We start from the raw sequence: 15,854 nt of genomic DNA, 5'->3' as shown, positions 1-15,854 counted from the left end.
TCCGAAACACCGACAGGCTCGGCCCGCTCAGCCGAAGCGGCCGGAGATGTAGTCCTCGGTCGCCTTCTGCGTGGGGTTGGAGAAGATCCGCTCGGTCTCGTCGATTTCGATGAGCTTGCCGGGCTTGCCCTGGGCCTCGAGGTTGAAGAACGCCGTCTGGTCACTCACACGCGCGGCCTGCTGCATGTTGTGGGTGACGATGACGATCGTGTACTCCTTCTTCAGCTCGGAGATCAGATCCTCGATCGCGAGCGTGGAGATGGGGTCCAGCGCCGAACACGGCTCGTCCATCAGCAGCACGTCGGGCGAGACCGCGATCGCGCGGGCGATGCACAGACGCTGCTGCTGACCGCCGGACAGGCCACCGCCCGGCTTGTCGAGGCGATCCTTCACCTCGTTCCAGAGGTTGGCGCCGCGCAGCGAGCGCTCGGCGACCTCGTCGAGTTCCTTGCGGTTGCGCACCCCCTGCAGCTTCAGCCCGGCCACCACGTTGTCGCGAATCGACATGGTGGGGAACGGGTTCGGCCGCTGGAACACCATGCCGATGGTGCGCCGCACGCCGACCGGGTCGACCGCGGAGCCGTAGATGTCCTCACCGTCGAGCAGCACCGCGCCCTCGACGCGAGCATTCGGCGTCACCTCGTGCATGCGGTTGAGCGAACGCAGCACCGTCGACTTACCGCAACCGGACGGACCGATGAAAGCGGTGACGCTGCGCGGCAATACGGTCAGCGACACATCGCTTACGGCGTGGAATTTGCCGTAGTAGATGTTGAGATCTTTGACGTCGATCCGCTTGGCCATTGTCGTATTCCGTTCGCTTCTATCGATTCCGCGTGAGCAGTTTGTTGACCACGGCCGCGCCGATGTACAGCAGGGCGATGATCAGGATCAGCGTCAGCGACGCGCCCCACACTCGCATCCGGCCGGCCGCTTCCGGGTTGGCCAGTTCCTGGTAGATCATCAGTGGCAGCGACGCCATATTTCCGTTGAAGATGTTGGTGTTGATCGACTTCGAATAGCCGACGAGGACCAGCACCGGCGCGGTTTCGCCCATGACGCGGGCGACCGCGAGCAACATACCGCTGATCATGCCGGGCAGAGCGGTCGGCACGACGATCCGCAGGATCGTCTTCCATTTCGGGATGCCCAGCGCGTACGAGGCCTCGCGCAATTCGTCGGGCACGAGTTTGAGCATTTCCTCGGTACTGCGCACCACCACCGGCAACATCAGCAGCACCAGTGCCAGCGACACCGCGAAGGCCGACTGCGGGAAACCGAAGGTGGCGATCCACAGCGCGAAGACGAACAGCGCCGCCACGATCGAGGGCACACCGGCGAGGATGTCGACCATGAAGGTGGTCGTCTTCGCCAGCCAGCCGCGACCGTATTCGACCAGGTAGACCGCGGCCATGATGCCCAGCGGCACCGCGATCACCGCGGCGACCGCCGACTGCACGATCGTTCCGTAGATCGCGTGATACACACCGCCCGCGAACTGGTCGGGCAGCACGCCCTTCTGCGACTTGGACCACCAGCCGCTGCTGACGATCGCGTGGAAACCCTTGTTCAGCACCAGGATCAGCACCCAGCCCAGCGGCACCAGCGCGATGCCGAAGCACAGCCACATGACCGAGGTGGCGACATTGTTGCGGACCTTGCGGCCCAGGCTCACGTGGCGGAACGTGGGCGCCTTGATCGGCTTGTCCAACGTGGTGGTCATCACCCGTTCACCTTCCCGCCGGCGGCGATCCGAGCCAGGGCATTGACGATGAAGGTCAGCGCGAACAGGACGAAGCCCGCCGCGATGTAGGCGCCGGTGGGCAGCGCCTGGCTGAATTCCGAAGCGGCCGAGGCGATCTTGGAGGCGAAGGTGTAACCGCCGTCGAACAGCGACCAGTGGCCGGGTGTCGCGGCGGTACGCAGCACGATCAGCACCGCGATGGTTTCACCGAGCGCGCGGCCGAGGCCCAGCATGGAACCGGCGATCACACCGCTGCGGCCGTACGGCAGCACGGTCATCCGCACCACCTCCCACTTGGTGGCGCCCAGGGCCTGCGCGGCCTCGATGTGCGCCCGGGGAGTCAGGTGGAAGACCTCGCGGCTGACCGAGGTGATGATCGGCAGGATCATCACCGCGAGCACGACACCGGCGGTGAAGATCGTGCCACCGCCGCTGATGGAGACGTTGCCTTCCTTGAACAGGAAGAACCAGCCCAATTTGTCGTTCAGGAATTGTTCGAAGGGTGCCAGCTTCTCGGCCAGCACCAGGAAACCCCACAGACCGAACACGATCGAAGGCACCGCCGCGAGCAGATCGACCAGCATCGCGAACGGACGCGACAACACCTTCGGCGCGTACTGCGTCAGGAACAACGCGATACCGACGCCCAGCGGCACGGCGATCAGCAGTGCCAGCAGCGAACTCAGCACCGTGACCATGAACAGGTCGCGGATGCCGAAGTGCATGTTGTCGGCGTTGGTGACGTTGAACTCGGCGCTGGTGAAGAAGTTCGCCTTGTTCGCCGCCACCGACGGCACCGCGCGAATCAGCAGAAACAGCGCGATGAGCGCGATCGCCGCGACGATCGTCGCCCCGGCGGCCGTGGCCAGGGAACGGAAAACGGTCTCCCCCCGGCGGCTGTGACCGCCGGCGTTGCGACCGGCCGGCTTGGTGCTCGACTCACTCGGCATGGAGGAAGTATCTCCCGGCGGGACTTCGTTGCCCGTCCGCGGGCCGGTCGAATCCGACTGGCCCGCGGCGGTGACTTCGTCGTGGACGGTCATGGGTTTCGCAATCAGGAGATGGCGTTGATCGCGGTGGTCAGCTTGGTCTTGAACGCATCCGGGATCGGCACGTAGCCGGAGTCCTCGAGGCCGTTCTGACCGTTGGAGATCGCCGAGGTCAGGAACGCCTTGACGGCCTTGCCGGTGTCGGCGTCGGCGTACTTCGAGCACACGATCTCGTAGGTGGCCAGCATGATCGGGTAGGCGCCCGGATCGGTCGGCTTGTAGAACGACTTGGTGTCGATGATCAGGTCGTTGCCCTCGCCGACGATCTTCGCGGAGGCGATGGCCTTACCGGCCGACTCCGCGTTGAGCGCCACCGGCTTCACGGCGGCATCGGTGATGATCTGCGCGGTGGACAGGTTCTGCGACCGCGCGAAGGACCACTCGTTGTACGTGATGGAGCCCTTGGTGCTCTTGATGGCGGCCGAGGTGCCCTCGTTGCCCTTCGCGCCCTCGCCGACACCGCCGGCGAACGCCTTGCCCGCACCCTTGCCCCACGCACCGTTGGAGGCGGCGTCCAGGTAACGCTGGAAGTTGTCGGTGGTGCCCGACTCGTCGCTGCGGAAGATCACGTGGATCTGGTCCGACGGCAGGTTCACGCCCTGGTTCAGGCCCTTGATCGCCGGGTCGTCCCACTTGGTGATGGTGCCGTTGAAGATCTTCGCCGCGGTCGGGCCGTCGAGGGTCAGGTTGGTGACACCGTCGAGGTTGTAGGTGACGGCGATCGGACCGAAGACCGTCGGCAGGTTCCAGGCCGGTGCGCCACAGCGGTCGGCGGCCTTCTTCGGCTCGTCCTTCTTCGGGTCCAGAGCCGAGTCCGAACCACCGAAATCGGTCTGGCCACCGACGAACTCGTTCACGCCGGCGCCGGAGCCGCTGGAGGTGTAGTCCAGCTTCGCGCCGTCGCAGTTCTGCTCGTAGGCGGCGATGAAGCGGTCCATCGCGTTCTTCTGAGCGGAGGATCCGCTGGCCTTCAGAGCCTTCTTGCCACCGCAGGCCACGTCGACCTTGGTGGTGTTACCGGTCGCGGCCGAGTTGTCGTCGCTACCACAGGCAGTCAGTGTCAGAGTGCCGGCTGCCGCCAGCACGCCGAGGAGAGCGCCGCTGCGCTTGAAATTCACCTGTTCCTCCGGGAAACGCTTCGTACGCGTCCGATCCCTCAACGACCGGACGAGTCCAGTGGGTGGCCGTTCGCAGAGAACTTGCGCACCGAGCAGCGAATGCCGCCCACGATCAAAGTAGATTCGTCCGGTTGACAGCGGGACCTGGGCAAGTGAACGCAGAGTGAACAACCCGGCGCGATTGCGGTTCAAACCTGTGAGATTTGCCGCAGCGTTACTGCGAGCGAATCACCGGGCGGTGTAGGCGGCGTCGATGTGGGCCGTCTCGAACCCGAGACGCGTGTAGGTGTGCACGGCCGCGGTGTTGTCGGCCTCGGTGTAGAGGATCACCGCGCCGAGACCCCGATCGCGCAGATAGTGCAGGCCCGCGAGGGTGAGCACGCGCCCCAGACCGCGGCCCTGAGCGGCCGGGTCGATGGCCACCACGTAGACCTCCCCGACCGCGTCCGAGTTCTCGTCCGGGTCGTGCACCTTGGTCCAGTGAAAGCCCAGAATATGCGTGGGATCCGCGGGATCGGCGGCGATGAACAGCCCCTTCGGGTCGAACCAGGGCGCCGCCCTCCGGACCGCGATCTCGGCCTCGGTCCAGCCGCCCTGTTCGGGATGCCAGTCGAAGGCGGCCTTGTTGACCCGCAGAATCTCCGCGTCGTCGGCGGGCCCGGCATAGGTCCGCAGCACGATGTCGGCGGGCACCTTCAATTCCGGTAGCTCAGCGGTTGCCCGATCGCCGTCCGGAGCCTGCGTCAGGGCCCGTCGCATCTGCCACAGCTCGCGCGCGACGGTCAGTCCGAGCCGCCCCGCGACCGCCCGCGCCGGCGCCAGATTGCCGTGCGCCCAGATCCGCGCACCCGGGCCCCCCGCGTCGAGGGCCGCGGCGACGAGCGTCGCGCCGATCCCGCGTCCGCGCACCCGCGGATCCACCACGGCCTCGGCCATCGCCGGGTGATCACCGTGCGCGGGAACGAGATTCGCGTACGCGACGAGTTCGCCGTCGCGCTCGACGGCGAGGTGCCGCGTCCGCCCGACCGGCGCATCGGTATCGGTATCGGTATCGGTATCGACATCGGCCTGCCCGGATGCGGTCACCGAGAGCACCGCTTGTTCGGAGATCGGCGCGACCGCGTCGGCGGCACCCGCGCGTTCCACCAGGTCCACGATCTTGGCCGCGGTCGCTGGAGCCAATTCGGTGGTCCAGTCCGGCACCTGCACGCTCACACCCATCCCTCGCTCATCCGTTCACATCCGCCGGCACACCGGCTGTTCCGACAACCGGCCCTTCCGACAACCGGCTCGGCTACCGCCCTGATTCCCGCCTGCGGCGAACACCCGTCCCGGCTGCGGGTGTCCTTTCGGCGCAATCCTTTTCGCCGGCCGATCGTCCGGGCCGCGCCCACCGCACCGGCATCCCGTTCGCGTCCCGGCCCACCGGCCTCAGGACGGACTGCCGTTGACCTGGGTCAACTGGTTGTCGTCGGCGCCGTCGTCGCCCTCGTCCGGTATGCCGGCCGCCTGCTCACCGCCCTTGTTGTTGGCCGAGCGCGCCGGGCGAACCGCCTTGTAACCGACGTTGCGGACGGTGCCGATCAGCGACTCGTATTCGCTGCCGAGTTTGGCTCGCAACCGCCGCACGTGCACGTCGACCGTGCGGGTGCCACCGAAGAAGTCGTAACCCCACACCTCCTGCAGCAACTGCGCGCGGGTGAAGACCCGGCCGGCGTGCTGCGCGAGATATTTCAGCAGCTCGAATTCCTTGTAGGTCAGGTCGAGCGGGCGGCCGCGCAACCGCGCGGTATAGGTGCCCTCGTCGATGACCAGTTCGCCGAGCGTGATCTTGCCGGTGTTCTCCGGACTGGCCGCGCCGCCGTTGCGGGCGACCAGCAGACGCAGCCGGGCGTCCAGTTCCGCGGGGCCGGTTCCCGGCAGCAGAATGTCGTCCAGCCCCCAATCGGCGTTGACCGCCACCAGACCGCCCTCGGTCAGCACCGCCACCACCGGCACCGAGGAACCGGTGCTGCCGAGCAGTCTGCAAAGTCCGCGCGCGGCGGCCAGATCGGTGCGGGCATCGACCAGAGCCACATCCGCGGTTCCCGCCTCGAGCAGCGACGCCACCTCGGTGGGCGCGGGCCGCACGTTGTGCGGCAGCAGCGCCAGGGACGGCAGCACGGCTTCCGGGTTCGGATCGGAGGTCAGCAGGAGCAGCTCCACCGGCTCTCCTCCCAATCTGGCATGTCCGCGGGCAACCTCGACGTCATTCGCGAATCCATGCGCGTCGGCACAGGTAATTCGTGCCTACATTAGCGCGTGCGGGGCCCCGATCATGTATTCCGCACTCGCACGGGGACCAGCGGTGATGGCCACCGCCGGGCCCACACCCGCGCGGCCGGCACGGTCCGGGCAGATATCTTCGTACCGGGTAGCCTCTCCTCGGGACACCCACGCCTCGCACCCCTCCGCGCGCGACCGCTGTGTACCGCGCGCCCGGACGGCCTGAACTCGGAGCATGTGGATGAGAAAACTGATCGTCGGGCTGCTGCTGGTGGTCGCGATCGCCGTAGTGGTCGATTTCACTGCGGCGGCCTACTCGGAGTACCGGGTTTCGCGGTCGCTGCGGGCCGGCGGTGAACTCAGCGCCGATCCCGAGGTGACCATCCACGGATTCCCGTTCCTGGCCCAGACCGCGCGCGGTGACTACCGCAATCTCGAGATCCGGGCGCGCGCGAACCGCCCCGACATTCCCGGCGAAATCCTGGTCGAAGCCACACTGAACGGCGTCCACCTGTCGATGCACGATCTGGTGGACAACGACATGCGCTCGGTGATGGTCGACCAGGTGGCCGGCCGGATGCGGATCGAACCGGTCGAACTGGGACGGCTGTTCAACATTCCCGACCTCGAGGTGGTCACCCGCCCGGCCGACAAATCCGACGGCACCGGCGGTTCCGGTGGCTCCGGCATGACCACCCAGGGCGCGCTGGTCCTCACCGGCACCATCCAGCTCGGACCCGAGACCCGCAGTACCGATCGGGTCAGCGTGAAGGCCGATCTGTTCCTCGACGGCGATCAGATCAAACTGGTCGCCACCGACCTCTATCACGGCGGCGTCGAGAGCAACGCGCCGACGACCACCGCCGCCGAACTGGGTCCCGACCTGGACAAGGCCGCGGTCCTGGCCCGCTTCACCCGCACCATCGACACCAAGGATCTGCCGTTCGGGGTGCCCCCGAAGAAGGTGCAGGCCATCGGCGGCAATATCGTGGTAGAGGGGGAAGGGGAGAATATTCGCATTGATATGGACAGGTTTGCCCGACCATGATTGAACTCACGATTCTGGCCGTCGTCCTGCTGGCCGGGGTGGCCGCGGGTATCGCCCTGCGCTACCGCGAGGGCCGCGTGCGGCCGGCCGGCACCACCGAGATCGCGGGTTCGCGCACCGAACTGCTCAGCGCGGTCGGTGTCACCGAGGCGGTGCCGACCGTTCTGCACTTCTCCGCCGAATGGTGCGGTCCCTGCGCCGCGGTCCGGCGGGTGGTGGCCGGAGTGGTCGCCGATCTGGCCGATACCGTGCGGCCGCCCCGCGACGTCGAGATCGATATCGACGCCGAGGCCGAACTCGCGCGCGAACTCAACGTCCTGTCGCTGCCCACCACGTTCGTCTTCGACGCCAACGGGCGTGAGCGGTTCCGGATCTCCGGTGTGCCCAAGGCCACCGATCTGCGTAGTGCCCTTGCGCCGCTGACGGTCCCCGAGGCGGCCTGAACCTCCTGCTCACGAGGGCTTTCCGAACATCTTTGCGCGCGGCGTGCGAGCCGTCCACGCGCCCGGCGTCGGGTCGAGTTTCGTACCCCGGGTCCAATTCCCTCCCGAAACCGGGTAAACTGCTTGGCGTGCAAACCCGCCGAGAGCTGATGCTCACCCGACGCCGCACAGTCGATCTGTGCCGCCTCGGCGGTTGTTGCTGCCTGTGCATGTAGCCGGTCGGCCTTTCGTATCCCTGCCGCCGACCGGTTTCTCCACCGCGTGTGAGATCTCGTCGATCCCCCGGTGATCCGACCTATCTGACGGATAACCCGCAACCGGATAAGCCAGATAAGCCTTCCTTCAGCGCAGGAGCCCCCGTGCCTCAGAACACCAACTCACCCACCGGTCAGGTGGACGTCCGCGGACCGCGGTTCGCGGCGTGGATCACCACCGGTGTCCTCGTGCTGGTCCTGATCGTCTCCGCCTTCTCCACGGCCGCCGCGGCGGTGCTGATCGCTGTGCAGGCGATCGTCTTCGCGCTCGGCGCGCTGTACGGTCCGCGGCGCAGCCCCTACGGGTGGTTGTTCGCCACCTTCGTCGCGCCGCGTGTCGGCCCGGCGACCGAGACCGAGCCGGTGCCGCCGCTGCGGTTCGCGCAGCTGGTCGGTTTCGTGTTCGCGATCGTCGGCTTCGTCGGCTTCGCGGCCGGATCCGGCGTGGTGGGCGCGATCTTCACCGCCTTCGCACTGTTCGCGGCGTTCCTCAACGCTGCGTTCGGAATCTGCCTGGGCTGCAAGATCTATCCCCTCACCCAGCGGTTCACCTCGCGAACCCCGGTCGCTTCGAGCAGCTCGACGAACTGACCGGCCCCACAATCCACCGTTCATCTCTCCACATACCCCGGCAAGTCACATCGAAAGGAACAACATGGCTCGCTCCGATGTCCTGGTCTCCGCAGACTGGGTCGAAGAGAACCTCAACACCCCCGGCGTCGTGATCGTCGAGGTCGACGAGGACACCTCCGCCTACGACACGGGCCACATCGAAGGTGCCGTCAAGCTCGACTGGAAGAAGGATCTGCAGGATCCGGTTCGGCGTGACTTCGTCAACCGGGAGCAGTTCTCGGATCTGCTGTCGGCCCGCGGTATCGGCAACGACGACACCGTCGTTCTCTACGGTGGCAACAACAACTGGTTCGCGGCCTACGCGTACTGGTACTTCAAGCTCTACGGTCACCAGAACGTCAAGCTGCTCGACGGCGGCCGCAAGAAGTGGGAGCTCGACGCCCGCCCGCTGTCGACCGATGCGGTGACCCGTCCGGCGACCACCTACAAGGCCTCCGAGCAGGACCTGTCGATCCGCGCCTTCCGCGACGACGCCATCCAGGCCATCGGCGTCAAGAACCTCGTCGACGTGCGTTCGCCCGACGAGTTCTCCGGCAAGATTCTCGCTCCCGCGCACCTGCCGCAGGAGCAGAGCCAGCGTCCCGGCCACATCCCCGGCGCCATCAACGTGCCGTGGAGCAAGGCCGCGAACGAGGACGGCACCTTCAAGTCCGACGAGGAACTGGCTTCCATCTACAAGGAAGCGGGCCTCGACGGCGAGAAGGAGACCATCGCCTACTGCCGCATCGGTGAGCGCTCGTCGCACACCTGGTTCGTGCTGCAGGAGCTGCTGGGCCACAAGAACGTCAAGAACTACGACGGGAGCTGGACCGAATACGGCTCCCTCGTCGGTGCACCGATCGAGTTGGGAGCGTAAATAGATATGTGTGCAGCACCTACCCAGGGTCAGGCCCTTCCGGCCAACGTCGACACCGAGAAGGAGACCGTCCTCACCGGACGCGTCCTCGATGCGGACGGTAACCCGGTAGGCGGCGCCTTCGTCCGCCTGCTGGACTCGAGCGACGAGTTCACCGCCGAGGTCGTGGCCTCCGGCACCGGTGATTTCCGCTTCTTCGCCGCGCCCGGCACCTGGACCATCCGGGCCCTGTCGTCGGCCGGCAACGGTTCGGCCAAGGTCAGCCCCGAAGGGGCGGGCGTCCACAACGTCGACGTGAGCGTCGCCAAGTAACACCGACGCGGAGCGTCGCCGGCAGGCGCCGGAAACTGCGCTCATCGCACGCGAACGGCCCCGGGATTCGTTTTCCCGGGGCCGTTTTCGTCTTCGCCGAGCGGGTCGTTAAACTCCGATATGTGGTCTTAACCTTCGAGATTCTGCTGGTCATCTGCTCCGTGCTGATCGCCTGGTTCGGGCTCTACGTCCTCTACCGGCTCTTCACCGAGTCGTGACCGATTCGGCGAGCGAGAACGTCGAAAACGCAGCGACCAACGGTCACGCCTCGCAGGCGCACGCCGAGGGCCGCGAGCCCGACGACGCGGCTCGCCGCAGTCCCGACGATGCGGCTCGCCGCAGTGGCGACGAGGCGGTAGCCGACGCTGCCGAGCGCGCCAAATCGACCGGCGGCCGCAACATCCCGCAGCTGCCGGGTCTGCCGCTGCCCGAGGACACCGCGAATCTGCGGCTGGGTCCCGATCTGAGCGCCTCCATGCTCGCGCTGCTGCCCCTGGTGGGCGTCTGGCGCGGTGAAGGCGAGGGCAACGATCCCGAGCGCGGCGGCGACTACCACTTCGGGCAGCAGATCATCGTCTCCCACGACGGTGGCGACTATCTGGCCTGGGATTCCCGTTCCTGGGTCATCGACGCCGAAGGCAACTACTCCGGCCCCGATCTGCGCGAAAGCGGCTTCTGGCGGGTCGGCATCGACGGCGACGACGAGGTCATCGAACTCCTGCTGACCCACAGCTCCGGAATCGTCGAACTCTTCTACGGTCAGGCCCTCACCCAGTCGTCCTGGGAACTGGCCACCGATGTCGTGATCCGCAGCCAGTCCGGCGCGGTGGTCGGCGGCGCCAAACGCCTGTACGGCATCGTCGAAGGCGGCGACCTCGGCTACGTCGAGGAACGAGTGGAAGCCGACGGCGCCCTGAAGCCCCGCCTCTCCGCCCGCCTCCAGCGCTACATCGGCTGAGCCGAGCCCAAACCCCCGAATACGCGGCGAGGCGGAAACGGGTACGGCCCCCGAGCCTTACCGCGGAGATCTCGTCTCTCGCGATTCCCGGTCGGACAAACCGGGGGCTCGGGGGCCGGGTGACTGCCTTGGATTAGTTCAGCGCTCGCGCGGGGACCGAATCCACTGCAGCGGGCCGCGGTACGGGGACCGCGGCTGTGGCGCTCAACCGGCAGCCACCTCACGCGTCCTCTGAATATCCATTCTTCGAACCACCTCCTTTCCCGTGTACAGACGAAACTACCGGCCGTGGACGCGGGGCTGCAACGGATTTTTCGCAGAGCCGAATTCCGGTGCCGACCTGGGCATTCGCCGGGTCAGGCGGAGACGCGGCGAGTGATCGATATCTCGCCGCCGGGTGCGACCGTGACCACCGTGTCGGCACGGTGGTCCGGGGGCAGCTGGTGGGTGACGACGACCACCGTGCGGTCCGGGTCGACGAGACCGCTGGTTTCATCGAGCAGTGCGCGCAGCAGTTCGGCACCCGCCGCCGCCTCCATATGTTCGGTCGGTTCGTCCAGCAGCAGGGTGTCGGTAGGAGCGACGAGTGCGCGCGCCAGCAGCAGACGGCGGCGCTGCCCGCCCGAGAGTGCGGCCGCGCCGCCGACCAGATCCGTGTCCACACCCTCCGGCAGGACGTCGAGCCACGGACCGGAACCGACCGCACGCAGGGCGTTTTCTGCCTCCGCATCGGTCACGTCGCCGCGGGCCACCCGGAGGTTCTCCAGGACGGACGTGCCGAAGACGTGGGCATCCTCGGCGAAGAAGGTCCGGCCGGGGCGCGGTGTGTCGAACAGTCCGGCCCAGCTCATCAGCAGCGTGGTCTTACCCGCCCCGCTCGGACCGACCACCGCGATCCGGCGGCCCGGCGGCAGGTCGGGCAGCGCGCGAATCAGGCGGGCCCGCAGATCACCGGACGCGTGATCGGCCGGCGCCGAGGCATCGTCGTCGGTCACGACGTCGTCGGTAGCGACCGCCCGCGCCGACTCGGCCGGGTCGAGGGCACGAATGCGGCGTAGGGCGGCACGGCCCTTGGTGAGGGCCTGCGCGGCGGTCGGCAGCACCGCCACGGCCTCGAATGCCGACAGTGGCAGCAGCACCAGTATCGCGAAGGCCATCGGGGTGATACCGCCGGCCGGTGCGGGTTGCAGCGGCTCGGACGGTGCGCCGAAGCCGTTGCCGTACAACGTGATTCCGATGAGCAACGCGCCGAGCACACTGGCTCCGACGGACAGCGGGGTCGCCGCGGCGGTCCAGGCGCTGCGTGCGGCCGCTCGGTCCTCGGCGCGTACCGCGCGTGCCGAGGCGGTCGTGGCTGCCGTCGTCGCCGCGTCGAGCCGGCCGGCGACCCGTAGCTCGGCGGCGTGATCGAGCACGGTGACGGCCGCGGCCCGGAACTCGGCACGATCGGATTGCACGGCCAGTTCGGCGTCCCTGGCCGCCCGCGCGGACAGCCAGGGGGCGAACCCGCCGGAGACCAGCAGGGCGACCGCGAGGATCACACCGGCAGGTACGGAAATGGTGGCGAGCAGGGCGACGGCGGTGACCGAGAGCAGGATCGCCACGGCGATGGGAACCACCGCCCGCACGACCACGGCGCCCAGGTCGTCGATATCCGCACCGATCCGGGTGAGCAGATCGCCCCGGCGCAGCAGACCGGTCCCCCGTCCGGCACCGCTACCCGAGTCCGGACGGCCCTCGGACCGGCCGTCGCGTCGCAGCGTCCAGAAATCGGCGCGGGCGAGGGCCGCGTACACCGACGTACGGGCGGTGGTCATCGCGCGCAGTGCCACATCGTGGCTCGCCAGCCGCTCGATGTAGCGGAACAGCCCGCGGGAGATACCCAGCGCCCGCACCGCGACCACGGCGACAGTGAGGTCCAGCACCGGCGGCATCTGCCACGCCCGAGCGATCAGCCACGCCGCCAGCGCCGCCAGCGCGAGTCCACTGCCCAGCGCGATCGTCCCCCAGCAGATCGATACGACCACGCGCCACGGAGAGATCTCCGAAACTCGCCGCAGCTCGCGCAGTTCGGCCCACAGGGATTTCACGGCGTCCACTCCCCCGTCTTCGTCGGGCCGACTCCGATCGGCGCAACGGGCGTGCCCGAGGCGGGCGCATCGCCCCGCCGCAGCTCGCCGACCCGATGCGTCAGCCCTGCTTCGACGTCGTCGTACGCCCGAGAGCCGCCGGACCCGTCGATCGATGGCTGCGCCCGGCGAAGTCCGGGATCGTCCGACTCCCGTTGCGCGGCACGCTGTTCCGCCGGCTTCGGCTCCGTCCGCGCGGGTACCTCGATGATGTGATCGGCGATGGCGAGCACCGAGGGCCGGTGCGCTACCACGACGACCGTCGCACCCGCGCGCGCCTGTTCGGTGAGGGCGGCGAGAACAGTGGCTTCGCTGCGCTCGTCGAGATGGGCGGTGGGCTCGTCGAACAGCAGTATCGGCCGGTCGGCGGCCAGCACGCGCACCAATGCCAGGCGTTGGCGCTGGCCGAGCGACAGGCCGAGGCCGCCGGGGCCCACCACGGTGTCCCACCCGTCCGGAAGTTCGGCGAGGACCGCGTCGAAACCCGTTGCCGCGCAGGCCTTGTCGACGGCGTCGGCGCGGCGGGCCGCCTCGTCGCCGCCCTCACCGCACCCGGCGTCGCGGGCTCGGGCGCCGAAGAGTTCGAGGTTCTCGCGCAAGGTGCCGGGCAGCAGCACCGGGCGTTGCGGCAACCAGGCGATATGCGACCACCATGCGTCCGGATCGAACTCGCCGACCGGGCGCCCGCCCACCAGAACCGCACCCCGGTCCGGTGCCATCAAACCCAATATCACCTGTAGCGCAGTCGATTTCCCGCTGCCGTTGGGGCCGGCGAGAGCGGTCACCGCCCCCGGACGCAGCACACCCGACAATCCGGCGGGTGCGTGCCCGTCCCGCGCGCGCACCCACACGTCACACAGCTCGATATCTCCGGCCCCCGGTTCGACCGTCACCGGGACTCGCACCGCGGGCGGCTCGCCGGATCGCCGAGCGGTGTGGGCATCTGCTCGCGGAGGTCCGCTGGGCGCGGGGACCGCCACCGAGCCGTCCGGGTCCAATACCGCGAAAGCCCGTTCGGCAGCGGCCATTCCGTCCTGCGCGGCATGGAATCTCTCCCCCACCGCACGCAGCGGCAGATAGACCTCCGGGGCGAGGATCAGGCCCAGCAGGCCCGCGTACAACCCCATATGCCCGAAGACCAGCCGCATGCCGATCGACACGGCGACCAGCGCCACGCACAGGGTGGCCAGCATTTCCAGCACCATCGACGACAGGAACGCCATCCGCAGGGTGGCCATGGTCCGCTTGTGCAACGCCTCGCCCAGCTCGCGGACCCGATGCCGCATGGTCGGCGAACCGTCTTCGGCCACACCGGTTTCCCGGCCGAGCGCCCGCAGCGTCGGCATCCCCGCGAACAGGTCGAGCATCTGCTCCGACAGCCGGGTGGTGGCGGCCAGGGCGTCGGCGGCACGGCCCTGGGTCATCAGCCCGATCAGGATCATGAAGATCGGAATCAGCGGCAGCGTCACCAGGATGATGATCGCCGCGGTGAGGTCGTGCACGGCGATCACGGTCAGCACGATGGGCGGTACCAGCACCGCGAGCAGCAGCGCCGGCAGATAGCCGGTGAGATAGGCGCGCAGACCGCCCAGACCGTCGCCGACCACCACCGCGAGTTCGGTACGCCGGCTTTCCATTTCGCGCGGCGGTAGGGCGGCTCCGGCGGCCAGTACGGAAGTCTCCAATTCCGCGACCACCTGCGCGCCGGCCCGATGCGCGAGCCGCGACTGCCACCAACTCGCCAGCGTCCGCACCGCGATCGCCGCCGCCAGGATCGCCGACTCGGTCGTCCACGCGCCGACCGTGCGCAGGCCGGGATCGGTGATGACGCCCGCCGCGATCCGGGCCAGCATCAGCGCCGCGACCACGATGCCCGCCGTGATCACCAGCGACAGTCCCACGCTGATGATCAGGTAGCGGCGGGCCGAGCGGGCGTGGCGCCACAGCCGGGGATCGACGGGTCGGGCCATCGGGACCTACCGCGCGCCGCTGCGCATCGACAGGCCGATCGGCGCCGGAATCTGCTCGACGGTGATGCGTTTGCGGAAGACCCAGTACGTCCAGCCCTGGTAGATCAGCACGACCGGGGTCAGCACCACCGCGACCCAGCTCATCACGACCAGCGTGTAGTGCGTGGAGGACGCGCTGACGGTGGGATGCCCGTCGACCATCCGGCCGTCGACGGTGAGCCCGTAGGCGGCGTCGATGGTGGACGGCAGCACGTACGGGAACAGCGCGCCGAACAGCAGCACGATCGCGGCGACCACGGTGACGGCGGTGCCGGTGAACGCCCAGCCGTCACGGTGCCGAAGCACCGCACCGCCCGCGAGCAGCAGGCCGAAGACCGCCACGCCCAGCGGAATCCACGTCCAGCCCTGGCCGTGGGCCAACTGCGTCCACAGCGCGAACGCGCCGGCGACCACGGTGGCGGGCAACCAGACAACCCGGGCGATCCGCTCGGCGCTCTCGCGAATATCGCCACCGGTCTTCAAGGCGATGAACACCGCGCCGTGCAGGATGAACAACAGCAGCAGCGTCAGGGCGCCGAGCAGGCCGTAGGGGTTGATCAAGCCGAGCAGACCGCCCTCGATCTGCTTGTGCGCGTTGAGCTGTACTCCGTGCACGATATTCGCGAAGGCCAGCCCCCAGGCCAGCGCGGGCACCCAGGAACCGAAGACGATCGCGGCGTCACACCACTTGTACCAGCGCGGATCATGGATCTTGCCGCGCCATTCGATCGCCACCGCGCGCACGATCAACGCCACCAGAATCAGCAGCAGCGCCAGATAGAACCCGGAGAACAGGCTGGCGTACCACTCCGGAAAAGCGGCGAACATCGCACCGCCGGCGGTGATCAGCCACACCTCGTTGCCGTCCCAGACCGGCCCGATCGTGTTGAGTACGGCGCGTTTTCGCGTTTGGTCGCCGCGGCCGATGATCGGCATCAGTATGCCGACGCCGAAATCGAAACCCTCGAGCACGAAGTAGCCGGTGAACAGCACACCGATCAGCAAGAACCAGAATTCGGGCAGACTCATCCTCGGC

The 15,854-nt window shown here is 68.0% G+C and carries 15 protein-coding genes; 6 read left to right on the top strand and 9 right to left on the bottom strand.

What is annotated here, in order from left to right; genetic code table 11:
- Window positions 1-27: 27 nt before the first annotated feature.
- From pstB to AC5592_RS27795, 6 genes are all read right to left on the bottom strand, one after another.
- The gene (gene pstB, locus AC5592_RS27820) at window positions 28-804 is read right to left on the bottom strand and encodes a phosphate ABC transporter ATP-binding protein PstB (protein WP_036497807.1); all 777 of its coding nucleotides are present in this window, start codon (window positions 802-804) and stop codon (window positions 28-30) included.
- Window positions 805-823: 19 nt separating this feature from the next.
- Window positions 824-1,723 carry a phosphate ABC transporter permease PstA gene (gene pstA, locus AC5592_RS27815; RefSeq protein ID WP_036497805.1) on the bottom strand — a complete coding sequence of 300 codons (900 nt, stop codon included), beginning with the start codon at window positions 1,721-1,723 and terminating at the stop codon, window positions 824-826.
- Window positions 1,723-2,694: a phosphate ABC transporter permease subunit PstC gene (pstC, locus tag AC5592_RS27810; protein ID WP_036497844.1), complete on the bottom strand. Its 972-nt coding sequence runs from the start codon at window positions 2,692-2,694 to the stop codon at window positions 1,723-1,725. The genes pstA and pstC overlap by 1 nt, the downstream gene beginning before the upstream one ends.
- Window positions 2,695-2,798: 104 nt before the next feature.
- On the bottom strand, window positions 2,799-3,911 hold the full coding sequence (pstS, locus tag AC5592_RS27805) for a phosphate ABC transporter substrate-binding protein PstS (RefSeq protein WP_063065930.1): 1,113 nt from the start codon (window positions 3,909-3,911) through the stop codon (window positions 2,799-2,801).
- 228 nt (window positions 3,912-4,139) lie between these two features.
- Window positions 4,140-5,132 (bottom strand): mycothiol synthase, encoded by a 993-nt coding sequence (mshD, locus tag AC5592_RS27800; protein ID WP_063065929.1) that lies wholly within the window; start codon window positions 5,130-5,132, stop codon window positions 4,140-4,142.
- 210 nt (window positions 5,133-5,342) lie between these two features.
- Window positions 5,343-6,116 (bottom strand): winged helix-turn-helix transcriptional regulator, encoded by a 774-nt coding sequence (locus AC5592_RS27795; RefSeq protein WP_036497800.1) that lies wholly within the window; start codon window positions 6,114-6,116, stop codon window positions 5,343-5,345.
- Between the two features lie 301 nt (window positions 6,117-6,417).
- Here AC5592_RS27795 and AC5592_RS27790 point away from each other — a divergent pair, with 301 nt between their 5' ends.
- The 6 genes from AC5592_RS27790 (at window position 6,418) to AC5592_RS27765 (ending at window position 10,680) form a co-directional block, all read left to right on the top strand.
- Window positions 6,418-7,224: an LmeA family phospholipid-binding protein gene (locus AC5592_RS27790; protein ID WP_036497841.1), complete on the top strand. Its 807-nt coding sequence runs from the start codon at window positions 6,418-6,420 to the stop codon at window positions 7,222-7,224.
- Window positions 7,221-7,667: a thioredoxin family protein gene (locus AC5592_RS27785; RefSeq protein WP_036497799.1), complete on the top strand. Its 447-nt coding sequence runs from the start codon at window positions 7,221-7,223 to the stop codon at window positions 7,665-7,667. Before AC5592_RS27790 ends, AC5592_RS27785 begins: the two co-directional genes overlap by 4 nt.
- A 359-nt stretch (window positions 7,668-8,026) precedes the next feature.
- Entirely contained in the window at window positions 8,027-8,512 is a 486-nt protein-coding gene (locus AC5592_RS27780) for a DUF4395 domain-containing protein (RefSeq protein WP_036497797.1), read from the top strand.
- Between the two features lie 64 nt (window positions 8,513-8,576).
- Complete coding sequence (locus AC5592_RS27775; protein WP_036497794.1) at window positions 8,577-9,410, top strand: sulfurtransferase; 834 nt, start codon at window positions 8,577-8,579, stop codon at window positions 9,408-9,410.
- 6 nt (window positions 9,411-9,416) lie between these two features.
- Complete coding sequence (locus AC5592_RS27770; RefSeq protein WP_036497793.1) at window positions 9,417-9,722, top strand: DUF1416 domain-containing protein; 306 nt, start codon at window positions 9,417-9,419, stop codon at window positions 9,720-9,722.
- Between the two features lie 214 nt (window positions 9,723-9,936).
- The gene (locus tag AC5592_RS27765) at window positions 9,937-10,680 is read left to right on the top strand and encodes a heme-binding beta-barrel domain-containing protein (RefSeq protein WP_063011839.1); all 744 of its coding nucleotides are present in this window, start codon (window positions 9,937-9,939) and stop codon (window positions 10,678-10,680) included.
- 356 nt (window positions 10,681-11,036) lie between these two features.
- Here AC5592_RS27765 and cydC read toward each other — a convergent pair whose 3' ends face one another.
- The 3 genes from cydC to cydB are packed head-to-tail and all read right to left on the bottom strand — an operon-like array spanning window position 11,037 to window position 15,847.
- Complete coding sequence (gene cydC, locus AC5592_RS27760; protein WP_084507303.1) at window positions 11,037-12,770, bottom strand: thiol reductant ABC exporter subunit CydC; 1,734 nt, start codon at window positions 12,768-12,770, stop codon at window positions 11,037-11,039.
- On the bottom strand, window positions 12,767-14,779 hold the full coding sequence (gene cydD / locus AC5592_RS27755) for a thiol reductant ABC exporter subunit CydD (protein WP_063920407.1): 2,013 nt from the start codon (window positions 14,777-14,779) through the stop codon (window positions 12,767-12,769). Before cydD ends, cydC begins: the two co-directional genes overlap by 4 nt.
- Window positions 14,780-14,785: 6 nt before the next feature.
- Window positions 14,786-15,847 carry a cytochrome d ubiquinol oxidase subunit II gene (gene cydB, locus AC5592_RS27750; protein ID WP_063065928.1) on the bottom strand — a complete coding sequence of 354 codons (1,062 nt, stop codon included), beginning with the start codon at window positions 15,845-15,847 and terminating at the stop codon, window positions 14,786-14,788.
- Window positions 15,848-15,854 lie beyond the last annotated feature (7 nt).

The organism is Nocardia violaceofusca NBRC 14427, from assembly GCF_963869435.1.
GTDB classification, from domain to species: domain Bacteria; phylum Actinomycetota; class Actinomycetes; order Mycobacteriales; family Mycobacteriaceae; genus Nocardia; species Nocardia aobensis.
This window is presented reverse-complemented; position numbering and strand designations above follow the sequence as displayed.